Annotated in this window: 16 protein-coding genes; 8 read left to right on the top strand and 8 right to left on the bottom strand. The window is 59.5% G+C overall.

Annotation, left to right across the window (positions count from 1 at the left end; genetic code table 11):
- Window positions 1-69: 69 nt before the first annotated feature.
- Window positions 70-912 carry a class II aldolase/adducin family protein gene (locus tag OKW44_RS22965; protein WP_018419804.1) on the bottom strand — a complete coding sequence of 281 codons (843 nt, stop codon included), beginning with the start codon at window positions 910-912 and terminating at the stop codon, window positions 70-72.
- Between the two features lie 142 nt (window positions 913-1,054).
- On the opposite strand from OKW44_RS22965, the gene OKW44_RS22960 reads away from it, so the two are divergent.
- The gene (locus OKW44_RS22960) at window positions 1,055-1,960 is read left to right on the top strand and encodes a LysR substrate-binding domain-containing protein (protein WP_113061902.1); all 906 of its coding nucleotides are present in this window, start codon (window positions 1,055-1,057) and stop codon (window positions 1,958-1,960) included.
- A gap of 635 nt (window positions 1,961-2,595) precedes the next feature.
- A complete protein-coding gene (locus tag OKW44_RS22955) occupies window positions 2,596-3,072 on the top strand; it encodes a GNAT family N-acetyltransferase (RefSeq protein ID WP_026225667.1) in 477 nt (158 codons plus the stop codon).
- Between the two features lie 168 nt (window positions 3,073-3,240).
- On the opposite strand, the gene OKW44_RS22950 is transcribed toward OKW44_RS22955, so the two are convergent.
- From OKW44_RS22950 to OKW44_RS22935, 4 genes are all read right to left on the bottom strand, one after another.
- Window positions 3,241-3,753: a hypothetical protein gene (locus OKW44_RS22950; protein ID WP_239499033.1), complete on the bottom strand. Its 513-nt coding sequence runs from the start codon at window positions 3,751-3,753 to the stop codon at window positions 3,241-3,243.
- A 58-nt stretch (window positions 3,754-3,811) separates the two neighbouring features.
- Entirely contained in the window at window positions 3,812-4,243 is a 432-nt protein-coding gene (locus OKW44_RS22945) for a hypothetical protein (RefSeq protein WP_239499034.1), read from the bottom strand.
- A gap of 190 nt (window positions 4,244-4,433) precedes the next feature.
- Window positions 4,434-6,197 carry a serine hydrolase gene (locus OKW44_RS22940; protein WP_018419807.1) on the bottom strand — a complete coding sequence of 588 codons (1,764 nt, stop codon included), beginning with the start codon at window positions 6,195-6,197 and terminating at the stop codon, window positions 4,434-4,436.
- A gap of 758 nt (window positions 6,198-6,955) precedes the next feature.
- Complete coding sequence (locus OKW44_RS22935; RefSeq protein WP_280784104.1) at window positions 6,956-8,002, bottom strand: IS110 family RNA-guided transposase; 1,047 nt, start codon at window positions 8,000-8,002, stop codon at window positions 6,956-6,958.
- Window positions 8,003-8,444: 442 nt separating this feature from the next.
- Here OKW44_RS22935 and ltrA point away from each other — a divergent pair, with 442 nt between their 5' ends.
- Entirely contained in the window at window positions 8,445-9,833 is a 1,389-nt protein-coding gene (ltrA, locus tag OKW44_RS22930) for a group II intron reverse transcriptase/maturase (RefSeq protein WP_348524864.1), read from the top strand.
- A gap of 620 nt (window positions 9,834-10,453) precedes the next feature.
- On the opposite strand, the gene OKW44_RS22925 is transcribed toward ltrA, so the two are convergent.
- Window positions 10,454-11,074 carry a phosphatase PAP2 family protein gene (locus OKW44_RS22925; protein ID WP_051103764.1) on the bottom strand — a complete coding sequence of 207 codons (621 nt, stop codon included), beginning with the start codon at window positions 11,072-11,074 and terminating at the stop codon, window positions 10,454-10,456.
- A 1,382-nt stretch (window positions 11,075-12,456) separates the two neighbouring features.
- Here OKW44_RS22925 and OKW44_RS22920 point away from each other — a divergent pair.
- Window positions 12,457-13,152 carry an NADPH-dependent F420 reductase gene (locus tag OKW44_RS22920; protein WP_018421032.1) on the top strand — a complete coding sequence of 232 codons (696 nt, stop codon included), beginning with the start codon at window positions 12,457-12,459 and terminating at the stop codon, window positions 13,150-13,152.
- Window positions 13,153-13,341: 189 nt separating this feature from the next.
- Window positions 13,342-13,968, top strand: a complete 627-nt coding sequence (locus tag OKW44_RS22915) for a tyrosine-type recombinase/integrase (protein WP_018419811.1) — start codon at window positions 13,342-13,344, stop codon at window positions 13,966-13,968.
- 257 nt (window positions 13,969-14,225) lie between these two features.
- On the opposite strand, the gene OKW44_RS22910 is transcribed toward OKW44_RS22915, so the two are convergent.
- Complete coding sequence (locus OKW44_RS22910) at window positions 14,226-14,780, bottom strand: hypothetical protein (protein WP_239499035.1); 555 nt, start codon at window positions 14,778-14,780, stop codon at window positions 14,226-14,228.
- Between the two features lie 793 nt (window positions 14,781-15,573).
- Here OKW44_RS22910 and OKW44_RS22905 point away from each other — a divergent pair.
- Together OKW44_RS22905 and OKW44_RS22900 are read left to right on the top strand one after the other, a co-directional pair.
- A complete protein-coding gene (locus OKW44_RS22905; RefSeq protein ID WP_035470573.1) occupies window positions 15,574-17,232 on the top strand; it encodes a mechanosensitive ion channel family protein in 1,659 nt (552 codons plus the stop codon).
- 115 nt (window positions 17,233-17,347) lie between these two features.
- Window positions 17,348-17,521: a hypothetical protein gene (locus tag OKW44_RS22900; RefSeq protein WP_018419814.1), complete on the top strand. Its 174-nt coding sequence runs from the start codon at window positions 17,348-17,350 to the stop codon at window positions 17,519-17,521.
- Between the two features lie 195 nt (window positions 17,522-17,716).
- Here the strand turns inward: OKW44_RS22900 and OKW44_RS22895 are convergent, their stop codons facing one another.
- Window positions 17,717-20,455, bottom strand: coding sequence for an MGH1-like glycoside hydrolase domain-containing protein (locus OKW44_RS22895; RefSeq protein ID WP_018419815.1), 2,739 nt, complete (start codon window positions 20,453-20,455; stop codon window positions 17,717-17,719).
- 849 nt (window positions 20,456-21,304) lie between these two features.
- On the opposite strand from OKW44_RS22895, the gene OKW44_RS22890 reads away from it, so the two are divergent.
- Window positions 21,305-22,006, top strand: a complete 702-nt coding sequence (locus OKW44_RS22890; RefSeq protein WP_018419817.1) for a potassium channel family protein — start codon at window positions 21,305-21,307, stop codon at window positions 22,004-22,006.
- The last annotated feature ends 293 nt before the right edge of the window (window positions 22,007-22,299 follow it).

The raw sequence follows: 22,299 nt of genomic DNA, 5'->3' as shown, positions 1-22,299 counted from the left end.
TGCGGCGCAACGCTGCGTTTTTTAGCGCTCGTCTCGCGTTGTCGCCGTGCTCGGACTGCTTCTACGGAATCAGTCGAACATGTCCGGCTGCGTGGCGACGAGGTCGTCCCAGATCGCCTGAAAGTGCAGCCAGCCGATGTAGTCGCTGCCGACGTGCTCGCGGCTGTAGCGCGCGCGTTCGGGCGTGACGAGCTTGGGTGCGATGCCGGTCGACTCGACCAGCAGTTGCTGCTGGCAGCACCGTTCGAGCGCGATGAACCAGAACGCCGCCGATTCGATGCTGTGCCGGCTTGCCGTCAGAAGCCCGTGATTCTGGTGGATCGCGGCCTTCACGTCCTTGAACGCGTTCGCGACCTTGTGACCCGCCTTCACCTCGACGGCTACTTGTCCTGCTTCGTCGCCGATCACGACGTGATCCTCGTAGAACGCCGCGGCGTCCTGCGTGATCGGCTCGAGTTGCCGGCCGAGCGACGCGAACGCGGTGCCGTAGACCGTATGCGCATGGCACATCGCGACGATGTCCTGGTGCATCTCGTGCACGGCCGCATGCAGCACGAAGCCCGCGCGGTTGATTGCATGGCGCCCCTCGACGACGTGCCCCTGATGGTCCGCGCAGATCAGGTTCGAGATCTTCACTTGCGAGAAGTGGATGGCCATCGGATTGGTCCAGTAAAGGCCGGGATTCTCGGGATCGCGCACGGTCAGATGTCCGGCGAAGCCGTAGTCGAACCCTTGCTGGGCGAACGCGCGACAGGCGCCGACCAGCCGTTCCTTCACATGCTGCCGCTGCGCGGCGGGATTCGAAAATGACGGAAGCTCCGGAAAGATGAGCCCTTCCTGCTCCGGCTGATAGATTGAAACCTTGCCGTCCTTGATCAGCGCCTGCGGCCGCGTTTCCATCACTGCTGCCATGGGTCGACTCCTTTTTGAAGTGAGGTTTGAACCGGTCGAAGCGGATTGCTTCGATGGGTCCTATGGTCGCGGTCGCTGCCGTCATTGACAAACGACGGCTGTTCATACAAAGATGAACCACATTCATGTTTCGGTGAAAGACATGAGACGAATTCCCAATTTCGTGCTGCTGCGCGCCTTCGAAGCGGCCGCGCGGCTGGAGAGCTTCACGCTCGCGGCCGAGGAACTGCATCTGACGCAGTCCGCGATCAGTCATCAGGTCAAGGAGCTCGAAGAATATTTCGGCCGGCCGCTGTTTCATCGGCGCAATCGGCGGGTGGAAGCGACATCGGAAGGACGGCGCCTTTATGAGAGCCTCGGACGCGTTTTCGATGTGATCGAGGCTGCATGCAGCGAGGTCGCGCTCGCGCCCGATGCGCAAGTGCTCGCGGTGCACAGCGCGCCGAGCTTCGCCGCCAAGTGGCTCGGTCCGCGCCTGCCTGAATTCACGCAGGCGCATCCGGGCGTGACGATCCGTCTGTCGTCCGGTCCCGAGCCGATCGACCTCACCCGGGTGCATGAAGTCGATGTCGCCATCTCATACGCGGTCGCACACGAGCGCGCGGGCATCGTGACACGCGCGCTCGGCGCAGAACGCATCGTGCCGATGTGTTCGCCTGCGCTCGTGCGAAGCGGCGTTGCCATCGAGAAGCAGATCGGGGAAATGACGCTGATCGATTCCCAGCTCAGCCGCGTGACGTGGTCCGACTGGTTCGCGCTCAACGGACTCCCGTTCCCGTCGCGGGCGCGGCCCTCGTTCGATCGCGGGGCGCTCGCGATCTCCGCCGCTGTCGATCGGATGGGCGTCGCGCTCGAAACCACGCGTCTCGCCGAGCGCGAGTTGTCGCGCGGTGAACTGGTTGAGCTGGGCGCGGATGTCTTCGAGCCGATCTCCCGCGAGACGCATTTTCTGTCCTATCGCGTGAACGAGCGCAACACGGAGAAGGTGAAGTGCTTCTGCGACTGGTTGTGCGAGGAGGTGGGACTCGATGCTGCGCGCATCGCTTAATGCTGAGATCGAGTCTCCTTCTCCGGCTTTTTTAGAGAGGTCCGCGATCGCATATTCGATGAACATATGCGCGGCAATCCTCGTAGCCAGCCGCAGTGGAAGACTGCGTGGATTCTAAGTGGGCTAGCCGCCCGGCCGCCCAAAGCTGATTGCGTGTACGTCTCCTCCGCATTAATGAGCAGCCGTTCAAGTGAGGGATGCTTGAACGTCGGAAGTGGGGGGCGCGGACAGCCACCCGCCTTCGTCGGCGGACGCCGGCTCCGTATGCAAATCGCATGATGCACGGACCGGCCACTTTGAGACATTCCAAATGCCCCCTGGATTGTTGACGATCGGCAGGCCGTCCTTGACTGCATCGTTTTCGGTGGGCAATATATTCTCATGAACCGCACTGCTCTCAACTTCATGATGTGCACCATGACCGCCGATGGCGAGCCGTGGGAGTCGTGACGTTCCAAGATCACATGTAGACTTTCTCAACGGCCCGGCCAGTCATGACGGGGCCGTCTCTTTTCATTCGCCCCGAATTGCATTGACGTAAATCGGAGTGAATACATGCATTACAAAAATCGCAATCCCGTTTCTCGGAACCTTTCGGACTTGGCGACTTGGCCGCTCAGGTCGAGGAGCGCGGCATGCTGACCATACGAAAAGCGACCTGCGATGACGTGTTCGACGCGTGGCATATTCGTAAAACATCGGTGCATGCTGCATGCACTGGTCACTATCCCGCAGCGGCTCTCTCGGCGTGGGTCAACGGTGCGCCTACCGAGAAATGGGCCAGCGTCGTTGAGCGCGACTTCTACGTTGCTACGGATGAGGATGTAGTCATTGGTACAGGAATGCTCACGGTGGCAAATGGCCAAGTCGACGCTATCTTTGTGCGGCCCTCTCACATGGGGCTCGGCATTGGGCGTGAGATGTTGCAATTTCTCGAATCGCTGGCCGTCGATCACGGCGTTACCACGATGCACCTCGATGCAACGCTGAACGCGGCACCTTTCTATCGCCACTGCGGTTGGTCGGGAGATTCGGTTTCGACGTACCGCACCGCGCGTGGACTGGAATTGGCTTGCGTGCCGATGACGAAGCGTCTGGCCGTCCCGGTCTAGGTTGCCGTCGGGCCGACGACTGCCGCTCGCGTCGGGCAGAGGTCGGCCATTTGGGACGTTCGACACTGCCACCCAACTCGTCGACAAAACGCCCCCGCGCGTTCGCAGGCAACTGACGAGCAGCATGCTGCAATTCTTCCGGAATCTAATTAGACGGACGTCTGTGAATTAGCGGCTGCCGCCCATGCTGGCCCACGCTAACCTGTCTGCCCGCATTTTGATGTATTCCGGATCTGAGGACAACGCGGGAGAGAGTTGACTCCAGGTTAGCCCCGAAGGCGGCCCAAGATAAAGGATGGCGTTGAACTGCTCCTGCATCACGGGAGAGCGAATAGGATCGACATAAATCTCCACAATGACATCGTGATGCTTGATAAACATGGCGTGCGGGTAATATGAGCGAAAGCTCGCCTCCCCGAGCGAGGTGCGGCGAATGTGCACCAGGCTGGGAGTCGGCCAGGAGTTGACGTCGGGCTGCAAGGTCGCCGGATCAACAAACACTGGAACCCAAACAGAATAGACTTCGACGCCTTGCCTTTCCAGCAACGAAACGATGCTGTTCGGTAGCGGATTGAATCGTTGTTCCGCTCTCTCTTGGTTCGTCGCTTGCCAGTACAGGTTTTTACGCAATAAATGCATGCCACCGTAGACGACCAAGGCGCGGCGCTGCTTGGCCAGCACTTCACGTTGGATGATTTCTACTGCACAGCTGTTGCGGTCGCCAACGGCTCTCGAAGCTTCATCGAACTCCTCGGCGTTTTTGATTCTCGACCAATCTATCGGCGGATCGCCCCAACAAGACACGAATCTGACGGTCTTTAGGGAGTGAGGTATTCACATCGCGCACCTCACGAAAAAGCCCCTCAAAGACTGGACGATCCCACACATCGTGGGGTTGCGTAGTGTTTTGCCAGGCTTGGCGGAGTTGATTTTCGGGTATGTCTTCCCCCGCAACAAATCGGTCCATCATCTCCTGATAAAGGGAATTGCCGCTCTCAACGACGATATCGTTCACGATATAAGCAAATCTGGGGTCCCGGATCAGCGAAATCCGAAAAGCATAAGCCTGTTCACATCCGTGGCCGCCGTCGCAAATCGCGACGACATTGTGGGATTTGAAAGCTTCGAGAATACCGGTGATCGGATCAATCGGACTTGCAGCTATAGTCATCGTGTTGGCTCCATCTATCCAGGCGACAAGCTTTACGACTCCTTGACCATCAGGCATTGATGACAGCCTGACAGGCGGCAGAGTTCTGCGTGATGCATTTGGGTGGATGTCTGGGTCCAACCAATGCGACCTTCCCATGTGGATCGACATGAGCTGGATGCCTTAAGCAGAAGTCAGCCCGAACAGTGGTTTAATCGGCGATCGGCTCTTCGTCCTCCATCGTATCGGCGGATTCAACATTCTCGACCCGAGTCAAAACAAACTCGGCGACCGAGTTCCAGTGCCTCAATGCGGTCACTCGCTCGTCTTCCATCACGAACTCGAATGTCCTTTGTGGCCATTTCGGGTTGCGAAACTGAAGATCTTTGAACGGAGTTAAAACTTCCGCGGGAGCCTCTGGAAAGTGCAGCATGAGCTGGTTGTCGCGCCGCAGCTTAATCAAGCACTTGGCGCCGAAAGCAGCCTGGTACGTGCCGGTGAGCTGCCTGAGCACACTCGGCGAAGGCGCATTCGGAATCCGGACGAACACGGCATCCGTCGCGTCGAGCCACAAACTGACGCGGTCGATATCGCCGAGTGGACTGGTCAGAAACGACATGGACCATGCGCCTTCAGCCTCGTCATCGTCGGTATCGAACCGGTCATAGTGGTAATGATGCAATGGCAGCTTCGTTTGACGGAAGCGAAACTGAAGCTCGGAATCCGTGAGCGAGATATACAGTTGCCCGTAGGCAGGATGCTCGTAGCGACCGACGTAGACTGCGAGATCGTGTGAGGGTCGTGTGTCTGGAATGGCGCTTGGCTTTACCCGTTCGCGCGACTCGCGCATGTTCTGCTTTGCTTTCGAATGGAACTCGCGCAATGCGTCCATCGAACTCGACTCGCCCAGTCCCAGCAGGCGGTCATAGACGTTATAGCCGACGGCATTTCGCAGCATTGAGCAGTGGTCGCCGATCACGAACACGACTACGCCCAATTTCTCGCGCGGCAAATACGAGACCTGCGAATGGAAGGCGCGGAGATCGCCGCCATGACTCGCAAGCAGATGTCCCCGATACGAAGAGGTTTGCCGGCCCATCCCATAGATTGAATTGATCTCCGGCTGAAAACCTAGGACGTCGCCCAGCGGGTCCGGAAATGCGAGCCCCGGCGCCAAAGTCGCCCGAAGTATCTGCTCCGGAAGCACCTTCTTTCCCGCCATCACCCCGTTGTTCATCAACATGGCCAGCCAGCGACTCATATCATCGAGGCTAGAGACGATGCTCCCAGCTGGACTCGACCAGTTCAGCTCTGGATATGGTGTCTGCCAGAGCTCCTCACTATCGCGCCTCTCCGTGAACGGTACCGCATGATTCGGATGAGCCAACATGTCGGCAATGGTGAAAGCAGTCTGGGGCATACCCACAGGAGTCAAAACCTCGTCGCGGATGAATTGATCCCACGACTTGCCGCTTAGCAACTCGATGATGTGGCCCACAGCCTCGTACATCATGTTGTTGTAGATAAGCTTCGACCGGAACGGAGCGACAGGCTTCATGAATCGGATCCGGTCGAATAGTTCCTTTTTTGAGAACTCGGCTCTATGCAGGATCATGTCGTACCGGGGCACGCCGGTACGATGGCCGAGCATATCGCGTAGTGTCACCGCGGCATCAAGCGACTTGTCGTAAAAGCGCAAACTCGGGACAACGTCGCGAATCGGCTGGTCGAAGGTCAGCGCGCCCTTCTCGACTAGAACGCCGGCCGCAATGGCTGTAAATAATTTGGTGTTCGACGCGATAGGAAACAAAGTTGAAGATGAAAACGGCAGTCTGTTTGCATAGTCGCGGTAACCATAGCCTCTCGTGAAGATAACTTCTTCGTCTTCTACAATACTGACGCCTATGCCGGGCGCATTCCATTCATGCACCTGCGCATTTATGTAATCGTCGAAATCACCCAGATCGCTTAGCATCTACCGTCCTTAGATTCGAAGGCCAATTGTCGAGAGAGGTTACTCTCATGTTCCTTTACGAGCGCGGAGTAAGTAGCAAAATCCGTCGCGCTAGCTTGCGCTACTCAAGCAGCCTTTTGAAGGCACTCATCCTGCCTTGAGGGGTATGGCTTTTTGATGTGAGGCCGTGAAGACTGGAGCAAGTCAAAACCTGCAAGACTGGAGCAAGTCAAAACCTGCAAGAAATTTTACAGTGGACAATAAAAGAGCATTCGGATTGGTGAGCGCTTACAAAACGCCTCCACTCCCGAACGAGCGGCCGTTATGGAGGAAGCTGAACGACCGTTGTGGGTGTGCGCCGTGAAAAGGTGGCGCTTTCCAGCGGGTGCAAGCCCCGCGCGGCAAATGCTCCAGCCGGAAGCAACCTATAAGGACTTTCCCTTTTTGCAAGCTTGAGGTTTATTCGGTCATTGATTGATTCCGATGTTGTGGCGGACACGATGGCAGATCGGCGGCGGGGCAGACTGCATACCTATAAACGGCCTTGTTGGGGCACTGTCGCTTCTGTGCCCGGGCCCGGATAGTAACCGCGCAGCAGGACTCCATCCGGAGCGCGGCGCCACGCATGAGATGCGTCGCCTGAAGCTTCCTCGAGTTCGCCTGCTGCCGGTCTGACCTGTCGCTATCCATGCCTGTTGCGTCCTAGTGTTGGGAGTGGCCCCTTTGGGGTGCTGTACGGTGGTGTCCTGTGTTTCGGGGATCGTGGTGCGGCTCACGAGTCACGACGGACGGATCGGGGTATGGGAGGGATCGAAGCGCTCGCCTTTGGCGAGGATCGCCCAGAGGATTCGCGCGTGTTTGTTGACGATGGCCACCAGCGTTCGATACCAGCCCGCCCGCGGGCGGAGCTGAACGATCCAGCGCGACAGCCGGTCTGTTCGTCGATGCGCACTCGTTAGGGCCGAGCGAGCACCTTGGAACAGCAGGGTGCGCAGATAGGTGTTGCCCTGCTTGGTGATGTGGCCGAGCCGGGTTTTACCGCCACTGCTGGCCTGTTTGGGCACAGAGCCAAGCCAGGCGGAAAATTGCCGTCCGTTCCTGAACACGCGCGCGTCACCGACAGTCGCGACGGCGGCCGACGCGGTGAGCGGCCCGATACCAACGATGGCCATGAGGCGTTGCGCGTTGGCGTCATGTTTGACCCGCGCGGCAATCTGCGAGTCATACCACGCGATCTGCTCGTCGAGGGCGTGGATGTGATGCCAGCCGGCGAGGAGCGCGGTGCGTGCGATACCGTCCAGCTCCGTGGTCCCGTCCTCCAGTGCCTCGACGAAGTGGTCACGGAACGCGTCGATGCCTTGCGGGAGGAACACGCCGAACTCGAACAGTTCGCCACGCAGGCGGTTGACGAGTGCCGTACGCTCCTCGACAAAGCCGCTGCGCATCCGGTGCAGCACCAGAACGTTCTGCTGGTCAGCGGTCTTCAGCGCGACGAAACGCATATGGGGGCGGCTCGCTGCTTCACAGATGGCTTCCGCGTCCAGCCGGTCGTTCTTCACGTGCTTTCCGCCTTTGCGGTACGCCGCGGCGAACTGTGGGGCGATCAGGCGGACTTCGTGGCCGAGCGCGCGAAGCTTTCGGCCCCAGTAGTGGGCCGCGCTGCAGGCTTCCATGGCCACCAGGCAGGGCTCGAGATTGGCGAACCATTCGAGAAACTTCTGCCTTGGGATCGCCTTCCTGACCGCCACGCGCTCCATTGAGTCGACTCCATGTACCACGATCAGGTTCTTGGCGAGGTCGACGCCGATACGAGTAATCTTCTCCATGACTTTCCCCTTCTCAGATGGGTTGCCAGCACCAACCATCGTGGCATATCGCTACGCCACGGAATGGGGAAAGTCCTTTCTAATTCGGAGCAATCGTGGAGGCAACGAAATGGCTGAAGCCTTCGGTGATGCGTGTCACAAATTGGTGACAGCGCGAGTGTGCAGGCCGTAACGCGAGTGAACGCCGAGCAAACCTCGAAAAGGTCGATGCGCAGGCCGACCCGACAACCCTATCGGGGAAGGCTGATACGGCTGGGCGAATGAGCAGGCTGGACGCCCAGTCGCTGCGCCGGGGTAGTGGCGACAGCATGTACACAAGGAAAGCGTACGCAACACGGGAAGTCCCTCGGCGTGGTCAGGGATGACCAACCGGACGCCCGTGAGGGACAGGCCGGGCGCCTTGGGATGACGGAGAGGCCCGTAGTACCGCTGAAGCCGGGTAATGCCGGTGGAGGGAAGGGGCCTCAGTTCAAGACGAACGCAATACGTAGTGAGGACGTGGAGATTGGGCAACCTATCAACTCCGATTCGTGTTCAGAAGCTGCAGATGGCGTTACACGCGAAAGCGAAGGCAGAAGCCGGGTATCGCTTCTACGCGCTGTACGACAAGATCTATCGCGAGGATGTGCTGGCGCATGCGTACGCCCAGTGTCGCTCGAACAGGGGCGCGCCGGGTGTCGACCGGCAGGACTTCGCGGATGTTGAGGCGTATGGGGTGCAGAAGTGGCTCGGCGAACTGGCGCTTGCGCTCAGGCAGGAGAATTACCGGCCGGACCCTATCAGAAGAGTGTTTATCCCGAAGGCCAATGGCAAGTTGAGGCCACTGGGCATCTCGACCTTGCGAGATCGGGTGTGCATGACAGCAGCAATGCTGGTGCTCGAACCGATCTTCGAAGCGGACCTTCCATCAGAGCAGTACGCTTACCGCCCGGGGCGCAACGCCCAGCAAGCGGTGACCGAGGTGGAGGAACGGCTGCATAGAGGGCAAACGGACGTTGTTGACGCCGACCTCGCGGACTACTTCGGAAGTATTCCTCACGCCGACTTGATGTTGTCGCTCGCGCGACGCATCGTGGATCGGCGGGTGCTGCATCTGATCAGGATGTGGCTGGAATGCCCCGTTGAAGAAACCGATAACCGAGGCCGGAAGACACGTACGACGGAGGCCAGGGACAGCAGACGTGGCATTCCGCAAGGATCACCCATCTCACCTTTACTGGCAAATATGTATATGCGCCGGTTTGTGCTGGCATGGAAGAAGCTTGGACTTCAGCGCAGTCTTGGCAGTCGCATCGTGACCTATGCGGACGATCTTGTGATCTTGTGCAAGCGGGGTAAGGCCGAAGAGGCCTTGTCGCGACTGCGCGAGATCATGAGCAAGCTGAAGTTGACGGTCAACGAGGAGAAGACACGAATCTGTAAAGTGCCGGAAGGCGAATTCGACTTCCTGGGTTTTACGTTTGGGCGGATGTACTCAGCGACAACTGGTCAGGCCCGCATGGGCATGCGCCCGTCGAAGAAGAGTATCCGGCGCATGGTCGAAAAGATTCATGCAATGACCGCCCTCAAGACGGCATGGCAAGAGACCACGGAACTGGTGGGCAGGTTGAACCGCACGCTGCGCGGCTGGGCGAATTACTTCCAGGTAGGGAGCGTTAGCCGGGCATACCGTGCACTCGACAGCTACACCGCGACGCGGTTGCGCCGGTGGTTACGCAACAAGTACAAGCTCAGACGTCGCAGGCGCGGGACCTATCCATCCTCGCACCTCTACGGGCACTTCGGTCTCGTACGTCTGAGCGCCCGCGGGGGCGTAGCCTGGCGTGTGTGACGGCGTGAGGTCTTGTCCGAGAGCCGGATGCGGGAGATCTGCATGTCCGGTTCGATGAGCGGGGTGTGGAAACGGGGTTAGGGTGAAGTTATTCGGGCACCGCCAGACGAAAGGGGCGGCAACAGACAAACCGAACCTACCGCTACCGCGCCACATCTCGACTCTACCGGCCGCTGCCGAATGCCGTCGGGCAGAGGTCGGCCAAGAGCTGCCGCTCGTCCATACCACGAGGTTGCCATTCGAACGGCTGGTCCACTCCGAAACCTGCCCGATGCCCAATGCGAGCAGCTCGGCCATAGCTGACATTCAGGAGTGGGCCTTGGTCGGTCAGCTTCAGGACACTCTCCGGCCGTTCGCACCTCAGCGGTCGTGAGCGACGCGTCTCGCCGGCGCCAAGTGTACTGTCGACCCCTTTCGGTCCTTCGACGCGACGTGGTGAAATCGTCAGGTTTGGAGGGCGGATTCAAACGGCCATTCCATCGCGATGACGATTCGCGATGCTGGATACGCGTGGCTGCGAGCAACTCTCCGCGTCGAACTTACGGAGCGTTGTTCAAACGAGGTCAGGACGTCGCCGTGCCGCCACCTGCACACCAGTCACGTCCGTTTCGCAACCAGACCTAGAACCGCTTCGCGAAGCCTACCGTTAAACCGTGCGGGAGAATCTGCACGAACAGGGGTGTCTGCCATGTCGTGGTCAAGTATCCTACCGCCGTGCCCAGCGCCCAACCGGCGAGGACGTCGGTCTGCCAATGCGCCTGGCTTTTCACGCGTGCGATCGAATCATAGAGCGGCAACACCTCGAGTGCCCAAACCCACGGATCACGCCGACCATAGTTGACGATGAACGGCGTTACGAAACTCGCCTGAAGGGTGACTTCACCACTGGGAAAACTCTTTCCGCCGCTGAACCATTGGTTCGGTCCCTGGCCAGCGCTGGGCCGCTGGCGACCGAATGCATACTTCATGCCTTGAGCAGCGACCGCCGATATCGCCGTAGCGTCGGCCGTTTGCCAGAATGTATGGCCCAGTTCGTTGTCGTTCCCAAGCCACAGAGCCCCACCCGCCGTCGTGGCTATCACGGCGTATTCAAGTGCGAGCTGAACATTGCGGTTCCATATGCCGCTCTGATCCAGCGCGACTTCGTGATCGATCCCGCCGGCATATGCGCCCGAAAAAGTGAACGCCGTGATTGCGGCGGCCCCGCACCGTCTCCCTGTCACCCTGATTCCAGAAGTCATCGATCTCATTTTCGCCCTCGCGCAGCAGTGTGGCGAAAGGTTCGCGCAACTACCTTTCTGCAGTTACTTTAAGACGCAACGTGAATGACGATCGCGGGCCGCGCCATGATCGCCGGGTCATCGTGGCGACGATTGAAGGCAACTTCAGTCCGCCCCGGATCTATTCAAACCTTCCGATGCTACAACTGGCGCCTCGAAGCGTAGCCGTCCGCAGGAGGAACTGCCGTCAGCGTACCAACGCGACGGGATGCGCAGCATGGTGGTCGAATACGGTGAAACACATGTTGCACAAGATCGTACTAGACCGATCTGAAGGAAACGTTAAGACTCGAAACGTTTCCAATGCTTAGGGAGCTAAGCCATGTCACGTCAGCATCGAATTGATCGTGCCGGGCATATTCTCGCGATGGAACCAGAGGCGGCTTGAAAGGTCCTGTTAGCGCGGCACTTAACGACATGTCGAACCAATGTCGTCGGGCCCGGATCTCTGGTTTACCCTGGCCAGTGGCTGCCTAGGAAATCCCCAAATCCATGAGCAGGACGGCCGGCCAGCATGAGTGCTTACGTCGCTAGACCGGCCTCAAGAGAAATGGCTGGTGTTGAAATGGAAGAGACATTCGAGTGGACCGGTCGCCGAATGGCCCAATGGCGGGAGATGGCCGGTCACTGCTACATGCAATTGACACACGCAGCCCCAACTTCGCAAGGCTGCGGCCGGCAGCACGCGTTAAGGGTTATTCGACGTCTGCTGTCATTCACATGGCTGTGAGTGTGCCGCGGCGCGTGTGGGCAGACGTCGAATAACCCTTAACGAGAAGACTCATTCGTTAGTAACGGGAGCTGACATTCGCCGGCACCGGTTTGCGAATGTCAGCAAAGCGACGGGCAGCCGCGGCACGCTGCCCGAGCGGCGAGCGTCAGCTCAGGCCGACAACCTGGCGGCCGCCGCTGACTCACGGATGACCGTTGGACCTCGAAGCGGCCATTGATCTCGCGTCGGTCCCAGCGGCGGCTCAGGGTCGGCACGAGCCTGTCGCGTCACGCAGTACCCGGTTAGGAAAACTCACTACACGGGCCGCGCTGGCCCACTTCACCGCGCGACTGGTTTAGTCGATCCGCCCGAGGCCTGGAGTTCCTGAGTCCGTATCCAACCCACAACCTGAAGCGTTTTGGCGATTACAAGCTGCGCATGAGCAGGCCGCAGGAAGGCTGGACCCGCGATGCGCTGTTGGCCCAAGGCCGCCCATACTGCGGGACGGAACGGCCCAGTATCTCAGCCCGGATGATGCTAGGCTATGGCGAGTCCGCGGGGATGGTCAACTCGCATGGGCATGGCCGTTGTGCGCGTCCCGCTTCAGTCAACGGAAAGAACAGGAGGGTGTATGAAAATTGGCATCATTGGCGCGGGGAATATAGGGAGGGTGCTGGCGCTGCGCTGGGTCGAACAAGGGCACGAGGTGCTTATCGGCAACTCGCGCGGGCCGGATACGCTCGCCGATGTCGCCCGCGAAACTGGCGCGAAACCAGCCGAACTCGCGGATGTGGTCCGCGGTGCAGCAGTGATCGTGGTCACGATTCCCGAAAAGAAGGTGCTCGATCTGCCTGCCGGCCTGTTCGACGACGTGCCGGAAACCACGGTTGTAATCGATACTGGCAATTATTATCCACGCGAGCGCGATGGCCGCATCGACGGGATCGAGTCCGGAATGACGGAAAGCGCGTGGGTCGCGCAGCAGATCGGCCGGCCAGTAATCAAGGTGTTCAACAGCATCTACGCGGATCATTTGCGCAATCTCGGCAAGCCGGAAGGCGCACCCGGGCGGATTGCGCTGCCAGTCTCGGGCGATAGCGCCGACGCCAAGGCGACAGTGATGCAGCTCGTCAACGAAGTGGGTTTCGATGCCGTCGATAATGGCGGTATCGACGACTCCTGGCGTCACCAGCCCGGCACGCCAGTCTATACGACGGACTTCGACACTGAAGGCCTGAAGGCCGGCTTGCGGAAGGCGGATCGAGCTCGTACTTCGCAGTGGACGGCCACGGACAAGAGCCCCGGCAGCTTCGATCAGCCTGCTTGAAGCCAGGCGACGACAGACTTGTCGAAGTCCGTTGCCGCGTGCTGGAAAGACGCGGCCAGTACGAGAGGTCCGTTGTGCGCTCGAGAGCGGACCTTTGGCCAACACGGTCGCAATAGCGGCTATGGGTCGGCTATCGCCCACCGCCGCTTGACGCAAACTGGGTCTCCCTTCCCTTGAAAGGAGATCGTGATGGAAGCGACAACCAACAACAGCGTCGCGCGTGTGCCATGGAACAAAGACAAGCTGACCGGGCAGAAGCCGCCGCTGAAGCTCAGGGAAATCTGGGCCATCCGGATCAGGCTGCAGCTCGGGGCGAAAACCCGTGATCTTGCGATGTTTAATCTGGCGATCGACAGCAAGCTGAGGGCATGCGACCTGACTAAACTACGAGTGCGCGACATCTGCCTCGGCTCCCGCGTTGCGCCCCGGGCGACTGTGATGCAGCAGAAGACGCAACGACCCGTGCAGTTCGAAATCACTGAGCAAACCAGGGAGAGTGTGGAAGTCTGGATAAAGGCCGCAGGGCTCTCACCTTCTGACTTCCTGTTTCCAGGCCGGATTCACGAATCGCCCCATCTATCAACGCGTCAGTACGCGCGACTCGTGCATCGCTGGGTACGCTCGATCGGTCTCGACGACACGGCATACGGCACGCATACGATGCGCCGGACGAAGGCATCATTGATATATCGCCGGACGAAAAACCTCCGTGCCGTACAGTTGCTGCTCGGACATACGAAGCTGGAGAGTACCGTTCGATATCTAGGCATCGAAGTCGACGATGCGCTTGAGATGGCCGAACAGACCGAGGTCTGAGCGGCAGGCGGCCGGCCTGCGATCGGTCGCTGTCCGGCCACCTAGCGACGTTCGACTAATGCAGCTGAATTGATGACAATCGACGATTGGGTGGCTTGGTCGAGGTCCGCCGATGGTCAGCAGACAGAAGCAGACTGCGCGAGAGCCACACCGACGGGCGGCTGTGAGCCCGGCGATCGACGTGTATTGGGCGGATTCAACCGGAAGGCGGAGAGCAAATGCTCGGCTTCTCCGCCATCTAATGTCGAGAGGCGAACCTACGACTTCTTCACATCCTTTGCCGCCGGCTTTGCCGCAGGGGCAGGCTTGCTCTGAACAGCGGCATGCGCAAGCGGCACAGCACCGGGCATCGAATGGTTCTGTGCAACACCCGGGTGGGCCGGCCCACCAGGATGTTCGATCGGCCCGTGCGCCGCTATCGCATGGTCGGGCAAGTGGCCGCCGTGATTCATCATGACCCTGTGAAGTTCGTCCCTACGATGGAAGACGTCTTCCCGATGATCGCCATGGGCGTAGAAGCGCCGGTGACGCACTCCGTCCGGGCCGACCACCCAGATATACGTATTGCCGCCGAATATCACCACATCGCGGTCGACAACGGTAGAGATGTAGATGTCAGTTGGCATCGGCTGATAAACCTCTTCGACCACCACGGGCGGCGGCGTTGGGGGCGGCGGAGTCAGTGCGCCCGCCAATACTTCGTTCACCTTGTTCGGATCGATAACGAGTTGGCCCTGCTCGTTGGTCGCACATCCCGCAAGGAACGTCGCGCAAGCGAACGACGCTAAGGAAATTCTCAATGTTCTTTTCAAATATATCCCCGGTTACTGGCATTTTTAAATGCTCTTTTATATAACGGCTGCTCAGCTACCGTCCTTGACGGTCCGGGAGGGATATTTATCTGATGAATATTACCCGCCGTTACGCGCTCGCGAATGTCCGCTACCTAGAAAATTGACTGGCTCTTGTGGGTCGTGTTATGCCTATTGCATCGCGCACGCGCCGGACGCGATCGCCGCGCTCGATCGTCGGGCGGTACGCGGCCACTTTGAGACATTCGAGGTGGTATCGAAGATTGCCGACAATCTGACTCAATGTCAGAACGATTCAACGTTACACTTCCCCGATCGACCGGGGCTTAGTCTAGCCACGTTATTCGACCTTAAGCGCGTTGGCCGACGCGGGGCTCAAGCCCGTAATCTAGCACCTGGTTTTTCTTCACTCAGTCCCCCGCGCAAACGGGGTGGCACAAAAAGCCCCATAAGAAGGCGCCAAGCGCTGAGATATCGGCATGCATGCGCGACGCCAACTGCTTCTTCAGACACGGCGACTCACGCGTCTCCGGTCGGCTCCGCGGGTCGTTGGCGGCCATTCCGCATGCATGCGGAAATGGGGCAGTATGTCACGTCCAGAACAACCTCGGCCCGCGCGACGCGCATGGAATCCGACAATCCGGGCGTCGCTTTTTGGGCTCTCTTGATATACGTCAAGAGCGCCAGTCGCGCGCACGGCAGGATATCCGTGGGAAGTCTTCCGGCAAAGTTTGGCCGAGCAGACGCCTTGTCCGGTGACACGATGACGGCCTTGTTGGCAGGAGAGCGCCCAATGTCTCTCAGAATTCCCATCCTTGCGGTGTTGTTCATGATGCTGGCGTCTCCGCTTCAGGCTGCAAGTGAGGAGTTGCGCCCGGAAACGCCCATCCTCCTTGAGTCGGTGCTGGACACGGCCCCGGTCGAGATCGACGGTCAGCTCCTGTTCAGCGTCCGAGGGGTTTCGTCCTTTCCCGCCGAGCAGCGCGCCGAGGCCATCAGGGGAAGAATCGAAAAGGTAGCGGCAGACCCCTCATTCCCGAGCGACGGGTTGAGCGCCGAAGTTGTGGAGAACGTCACGATGATCATGGCCGGGCAAGCTACGCTGATGATTGTGAGCGAAGCGGATGCCCAGTTGGAACACACGAGCCGCGACCATCTCGCCACACTGCATCTGATGCGAATCCACCGGGCCATCGACGAATACCGGCAGTCCCGTAGAAGCGACGCCCTGGTCAAGGCGGGGCTGTATGGGGCCGGAGCCACGGCCCTGCTAGTGCTGGCGATCGCAGTTCTGCTCATGCTCAACCGGTGGTTGGACAAAGCGCTTTCCCGACTTCTGAAGAGTCGTGTCCACGCCGTCGGCATCCAGTCTTTTGAGATCCTCCGTTCCGAGACCATCTGGAAGGCATTTCATCGCCTGATGCTTGTGATTGGCGTCGCGACCATTATTGTGTCAGCGTATGCCTATTTGCATTACGTACTTGGGCTCTTTCCATGGACTCGCTCCATCTCCAATGGCCTGTTCACCCTCGCCGCTGGCGCGGTCGAGCATATGGGAAAATCCGTGGGCGCCAATATCCCGGACCTTCTCATTCTGGGCATCATCTACTATCTGTCCCAGTTCGTCCTGCGCCGGATAAGGCGCTTCTTCGACGCGGTGGCGCAGAAGCGTGTCACCTTTGCCCAATTCGAGCCGGAATGGGGCCTCCCGACCTACAAGCTTGTCCGGGTTTTGATCCTGGCCTTCGCGCTTGTCGTCGCCTACCCGTACATCCCTGGCTCCGAGTCCGCCGCCTTCAAAGGGATTTCCATCTTCATCGGTCTAGTGCTCTCGCTCGGCTCCTCGACAGCGATTGCCAATCTCATTGCTGGCTACCTGATGACTTATCGAAGGGTGTTCAAGGTCGGCGACCGGGTGAAGGTGGGGGACGTGACCGGCGAGGTGATCGCCATCCGCCTCCAGGTGACCCATCTGCGGACGGTCAAGAACGAAGAGGTCACGATTCCCAATTCCCAGATCCTGAACGGCGACGTAACAAACTTCAGCTCCCTGGCCGGCACCCGAGGATTGATCCTCCATACCACGGTCGGAATCGGGTACGAGACCCCCTGGCGACAGGTGGAGGCGATGCTGCGCATGGCCGCAGAGCGAACTTCGCGGGTGCTCGGGGAGCCGCAGCCGTTCATCCTGCTAACCAGGCTGGGGGATTTTGCGGTCACTTACGAACTGAATGTCTATATCCGTGACCCGAATGGGATCGCCCGGATCTATGCGGACCTGCACCGACACATCCTCGATGTCTTCAACCAGTACGGAGTGCAGATCATGACTCCTGCCTACGAGGGCGATCCCGACGAACCGAAGCTTGTACCGCGGGAGCAGTGGTATGCGACACCGGCATCGTCCGATCAAAGGGAAGAAACTGAGAACGCGGAAAGCGGCTCGTCATAGCGGCACTTAGGCGCGAGAACGCAGAGGTAACGAAGGCCACCCCGGCGCGACGGCTCAACCCACGGTTTTCCGTGCGGGCAAAAGGGTGGCGTTTTCTGTTGTCGAGCTACGAGGCATGCGCGTGCTGCAGTCGCTGCCGCAACCGGGAAAGCGCCGCCGCACCGCCCGGATCGCGATGGACCGTGTAGCTCTGGATGGCGAACCGGGAGCCGGCGATGTCGTCGTTCGTAGGATCCGGCAGCGTATCGGCGAACTCTCGGCTCCATTCGGTGCACGCGAGATCGCCTGAACTGCCGGGCCGGTCTGCCAGACACTCAGCAACCAGACCCAGTCGAAGCCTCTCCCGGCAATACGATGCCGTTCGGCGTCGGGGATGTCGTCGAGCGTTGCGCGCCTGCCGAGCGTACGAGACAACTCGGTCAGCCAGACGCGAGTGTTGATCTGATTCAGCATCGGGTAGCGGACGTCGGGCATTTTCCTTTCGTCACTTCTCGCCGGGTTCTTCGCCGCCCACTTGTTCCCTGACGATCCGTGCCATTACGCGCCCACGGTCGGTTTCCAGGGCGGCGTTCGCGTCCACACGTCCGAACAGGTCGAGGAGCGGGGCGACGAGGCCCGTCCAGCCAGTCTGGTGACTGGCCCCGAGGCCCGCGCCATTGTCACCGTGGAAGTACTCGTAAAAGAGGATCAGGTCGCGCCAGTGCGGATCGTTCTGGAACTTTTCCGTTCCGCCATAGACGGGCCGCTTGCCGCCCGCATCGCGCAGGAATGTACCGGTCAGGCGCCGGACGAGTTCCTGCGCCACTTCGAAGAGCGTCATCCGTTGCCCGGACCCGGTCGGGCATTCCACCTTGAAATCGTCGCCGAAAAAGCTATACAGATTCACCAGCGCGCGGACAATCAGCAAGTTGATCGGCATCCAGACCGGACCGCGCCAGTTGGAATTGCCGCCGAACATGCCGGTATTCGATTCAGCCGGCAGGTACTGCACCTTGTACTCCTGTGGGCCGACGTGGATCACATACGGATGGTCCAGATGATAGCGGGAGAGCGAACGGATGCCGTGCGGCCCCAGGAACTCGTTCTCGTCGAGCATGTAGCCGAGCACCCGTTCGAGCTTGCGCTTGTTCAGGATCGACAGAAGCCTCCGCTCCTTGTAGCCGATGAAGCCCGCATCGGTCGGGGCAACGTGCGCGATCAATTCGGGGTAGCGCTTTCGAAACTGCGCGATCAGTTCCACGAGCTTCGGATAGCGCGTGAGCGACTGCGCTTCGAACACGGTCGACGCACACAGCGGCAGCAGCCCCACCAGCGACCTGATCTTCAGGCGCGTCGTCCGGCCGTCGGGGAGTCGCAGCAGGTCATAGAAAAAGCCGTCCTGCTCGTCCCACATCTCGTCCTCATGTTCGCCGCGCCGGTCCATCGCATAGGCGATCCACATGAAATGTTGTACAAATTTGAAAGCGACTTCCTCGTAGATCGGGTCGTATTCGGTCAGATTGATCGCCATCTCGAGCATGGTCTGGCAGTAGAACGCCATCCACGCCGTCCCGTCCGCCTGCTCGAGCGAGCCGCCGGTCGGAAGCCGCGCGCTGCGATCGAACACGCCGATGTTGTCGAGGCCCAGAAAGCCGCCGGCGAAGACGTTGCGACCCGATGGGTCCTTGCGATTTACCCACCAGTTGAAATTGAGCATCAAGCCCTGAAACGAGCGTTCCAGGAAACGCGGGTCGGCCCGTCCCAGTTCTTTTTCGTATTTGTACAGCCAGAGCGTGGCGGCGGCATGCACCGGCGGATTGACGTCGCTGAAGTTCCACTCGTAGGCTGGAATCTGGCCGCTTGGATGGACGTACAGGCTACGAAGCATCAGCAGCAGTTGCTCCTTCGCGAAATCGAAATCGACGAGCGCCAGCGTAATCGTGTGGAAGGCCAGGTCCCAGGCCGCGTACCACGGATACTCCCACTTGTCCGGCATGGAGATCACGTCAGCGTTCAGCATGTGGAACCACTCGGAATTGCGCACATCGCCCCGGGCGGCGTCGAGCAACGGATGACTTCCGTGCTCGCGCAGCCAGTGTTCGAGGTCGAAGTAGTAGTACTGCTTGCCCCACAGCATTCCGGCCAATGCCTGGCGGTGCACCCGGCGCTGATCTTCGGTCAGCGAATTGGGCGCAATGCGCTCGTAGAACTCGTTCGCATCGGCGAGGCGGCTATTGAACGTCTCCTCGAAGCCGCCGAAGGCGTCGTCCAGTCTCGATGCCGTCAGGCGCAAGCGAACGGTCGCGCTGCCGCCGGCGGGTACGTCGCGCACGTAATGGGCGGCGGCCTTGGTCCCCGTCCTGGCGGGATTCACGGCGTCGCGCTGCCCCGAGATGACGTAGGCGTGGAACGCATCCTTGACATAGGGCGACGTGTTCGGCTGATTCCATAGACGCTGCGCATTGCTCTCGTTTTCGGTGAAAAGTGTCTCCGGCGCGCCTTCGCAATGGAGCCAGTACTCGCCGAGATCGTGATGCGTGGCGCGAATGGCGCCGGGACCTTCTTCGTGCAGCGAGGGCTTGCAATCGTCCTCGCCCCACGACCATGTGTTGCGGAACCATAGCATCGGCAAGACCCGCAGTCGCGCTGCTTCCGGTCCGCGGTTGTGAATGGAAATGCGCACGAGGATGTCTTCAGGAGCCGCCTTCGCGTATTCCACGAACACATCGAAATAGCGGTCATCGCTGAAGACGCCCGTGTCGAGCAGTTCGTACTCCATTTCCTCCCGCGATCGTTTCCGGTTGGTCTCGACCAGATCGCGGTACGGATACTCGCGCTGCGGATACTTGTAGAGGTACTTCATGTACGAGTGCGTCGGCGTGCTGTCGAGGTAGAAGTAATACTCCTTCACGTCCTCGCCATGATTGCCCTCGCTGTTGGTGAGGCCGAAGAGGCGCTCCTTCAATATCGCGTCGCGTTCGTTCCAGAGTGCCAGCGCGAAGCACAGCCGCTGTTGGTCGTCGCACACTCCGCCGAGCCCGTCCTCACCCCACTTGTAGGCGCGTGAGCGCGAATGGTCATGAGTGAAGTAGTTCCAGGCGTCGCCGTTATCGCTGTAGTCTTCTCGCACCGTTCCCCATTGCCGCTCGCTGAGGTAGGGCCCCCACTTCTTCCACGGCACGTGCGCCTCACGAGAGTCGTTCAGGCGCTTTTGCTCCGCTACGTCGACGATTACAGGGCGCATGCTTCTCCTCCGTTACGGCTGAATGAACTCGACTTGACCCGGCGCGCGAGGAAGCAACTCGAGCATCGGCGGTACATCGGCATGGGTGGCGTTATGCGCGTTTGGTCTCTTCAAGACTTCGAAGCATTTCGGCGGCATTTCTGGATCGTCTTCGAAGTACGTGATGGCGCCGTCAGGCCTCTTTTGTATTTGTTGTAGACAATCCCGTGCTTCGACGCGTACGGCCAATCGTGGGATTTTCCGCAAATCCTTTCCCAATGTAGGCGCTAGCACGAAGCAAGGCAATACGGCATTGAGGGTTCGGAGGGGTAACGACTGAGCCTGCTGCCGTAACACGAATCGCTGGCTGAGTCGGCAAGCTCAATCAAGGAGAGAAGCAACGAAGGCAGAAGCGGGCGTGTTACAGGCTCCCGTCTAGGCTGGAGGCGGAGCGGACGGTTGCCAGGCGCGAAGGCAGGCATGAGCAATGATTCTTTGCTGGCGCACCGACCGGGACGCCAGTATTGCAGCGGCCTCGTTCAGGACTCAACCGACTTCCTGTTCCCGAGCAGAATTCACGACTCTCCGCACTTATCGACTGCTGACCGGCTCGCGTCTTCTCCACTGCGGTAGCGAACATTCGATCGCCGAACGCTTTGCTAGGCCGCGCGGAGAGCACCTGGTTGCACATCGGGGAAACCGCTCGGCTTTGAATAGGGCTTCGTCGGTGGTTTGAGCGAGAGCACCGCAGCGCTTTGAAATTGCGGGCGGGTGGGACCATGGACCTATTGCCAGTGCGCTGCGCTTAACCTACGTTTTGTCAGTTGACGAAAAGAATCGAATGTCCGCATTCGTTTGGCGGGAGAAGCGATGTCGTACGCGCAACAATTGGCAGACTGCGGCGCACTGCTACGCAAGGCGAGCATGGGCGTACTTTTGGCGCTTCTCGTCATCGCTGTGTTCGGCGTCCCGTTCTTCACCGAACCGGGCACCGTGGTCAGCCGAATTGTGCAGGACCTGCTTCTCTCGTTGGTCCTCCTGACCGGCGTGGTATCGGCAACAGACCGACCCAGAGCCTTCCTGCTGATCGCGCTCGTCGCTCTCCTCGCTATCATCGTCCGTTGGGCCAGTTGGTCGGCTCCGGCCAATCTCACATTCGCGGTACGTGACGCAAGCACTCTCGCTGCCGTTGCGCTGATTAGCGTGGCCACTGGAATGAATGTGTTCGTTCCAGGTAGGGTGACATTTGACCGAATCGACGGAGCTATTGCTCTTTATATATTGATAGGCGTACTTTCGACCCAGGCTTACCAACTCGTCAGCATCCTTGTTCCCAAGGCGTTTTACAGTGCATCACTCCACTCGAATGCATTGGACCGCTCGATCTGGATCTATTTCAGTTTTGTCACGCTGACCACGGCAGGTTATGGCGACATTCTGCCCGTCGCGCCGCAGGCAAGATCGCTCACGCATCTCGAGGCGCTAATTGGCCAACTCTATCCGGCCATCGTGCTTGCGCGACTTGTGTCATTGCACGCAGCGGGTGGTGATTCCGGCGCATCCAAATCGTGATGGCGTAGGCCGCGCGCTATCGTTGTCAAAGGTTGACGTGCTTACCCGCGCAGCGGCACCGCGCGCCTCATGGGGCTCAGGCAGAAGCGCCGCGGGCTGCTTTGCACTCCATTGCCGCCCTTGACTGAATGACGGATCGACGGGTCGGCTGCGGAAGTGCGAAGCCGACCCGGGTTGAGCAAGCCACGTTTGACTTCGACCTTCCGGGATCGGCCACTTTGAGACATTCGAGGTGGTATCGAGATTGCCGACAATCTGACTCAATGTCAGAACGATTCAACGTTACACTTGCC

Origin of the sequence: Paraburkholderia lebeckiae (genome assembly GCF_050436325.1) — a bacterium.
Taxonomy (GTDB): domain Bacteria; phylum Pseudomonadota; class Gammaproteobacteria; order Burkholderiales; family Burkholderiaceae; genus Paraburkholderia; species Paraburkholderia tuberum.
The sequence above is the reverse complement of the archived record's forward strand: the minus strand, read 5'-3'. Positions and strand labels throughout refer to the sequence as shown.

Coding starts and splice junctions, on each gene's coding strand:
- OKW44_RS22965 (WP_018419804.1), bottom strand. CDS start 912: ATGGCAGCAGTGATGGAAACGCGGCCGCAGGCGCTGATCAAGGACGGC.
- OKW44_RS22955 (WP_026225667.1), top strand. CDS start 2,596: ATGCTGACCATACGAAAAGCGACCTGCGATGACGTGTTCGACGCGTGG.
- OKW44_RS22925 (WP_051103764.1), bottom strand. CDS start 11,074: ATGACTTCTGGAATCAGGGTGACAGGGAGACGGTGCGGGGCCGCCGCA.
- OKW44_RS22920 (WP_018421032.1), top strand. CDS start 12,457: ATGAAAATTGGCATCATTGGCGCGGGGAATATAGGGAGGGTGCTGGCG.
- OKW44_RS22940 (WP_018419807.1), bottom strand. CDS start 6,197: ATGCTAAGCGATCTGGGTGATTTCGACGATTACATAAATGCGCAGGTG.
- OKW44_RS22960 (WP_113061902.1), top strand. CDS start 1,055: ATGAGACGAATTCCCAATTTCGTGCTGCTGCGCGCCTTCGAAGCGGCC.
- ltrA (WP_348524864.1), top strand. CDS start 8,445: ATGCCGGTGGAGGGAAGGGGCCTCAGTTCAAGACGAACGCAATACGTA.
- OKW44_RS22905 (WP_035470573.1), top strand. CDS start 15,574: ATGTCTCTCAGAATTCCCATCCTTGCGGTGTTGTTCATGATGCTGGCG.
- OKW44_RS22915 (WP_018419811.1), top strand. CDS start 13,342: ATGGAAGCGACAACCAACAACAGCGTCGCGCGTGTGCCATGGAACAAA.
- OKW44_RS22890 (WP_018419817.1), top strand. CDS start 21,305: ATGTCGTACGCGCAACAATTGGCAGACTGCGGCGCACTGCTACGCAAG.
- OKW44_RS22895 (WP_018419815.1), bottom strand. CDS start 20,455: ATGCGCCCTGTAATCGTCGACGTAGCGGAGCAAAAGCGCCTGAACGAC.
- OKW44_RS22900 (WP_018419814.1), top strand. CDS start 17,348: ATGCGCGTGCTGCAGTCGCTGCCGCAACCGGGAAAGCGCCGCCGCACC.
- OKW44_RS22945 (WP_239499034.1), bottom strand. CDS start 4,243: ATGACTATAGCTGCAAGTCCGATTGATCCGATCACCGGTATTCTCGAA.
- OKW44_RS22935 (WP_280784104.1), bottom strand. CDS start 8,002: ATGGAGAAGATTACTCGTATCGGCGTCGACCTCGCCAAGAACCTGATC.